Source organism: Sedimentibacter sp. B4 (assembly GCF_000309315.1).
GTDB lineage: Bacteria > Bacillota > Clostridia > Tissierellales > Sedimentibacteraceae > Sedimentibacter > Sedimentibacter saalensis.
In genome coordinates, this window is record NZ_CANG01000260.1 from 1 (window position 1) to 236 (window position 236).

At 63.1% G+C, this 236-nt stretch carries 1 protein-coding gene; it reads right to left on the reverse strand.

The features are described from left to right. Positions 1 to 37 precede the first annotated feature (37 nt). Positions 38 to 236, reverse strand: a 199-nt coding sequence (locus tag BN358_RS23260) for an ATP-binding domain-containing protein (RefSeq protein WP_157593374.1), incomplete at its 5' end; no start/stop codon positions are given.

Genomic DNA, 236 nt, shown 5'->3' on the forward strand with positions numbered 1-236 from the left:
CACCTTGCTACATCTCCGATCTGCAATCTGGGTCGTCTCAGTTCGAGATGCCGACCCAGAGCCCGTCTCGTGCCCTGGTCATGGCGACGTAGAGCTCGCGCCGGGTGAGGTCCCAGCGCTCGCGATCGGTGTCGTCAGTCGGAGGCTGGGTGATCGTGTGCTCGCGCCGGATGTCGGGGATGAGTACCTGCTTGAACTCGAGGCCCTTCGCGCGCTTGATCGTGCCGACTTTGATC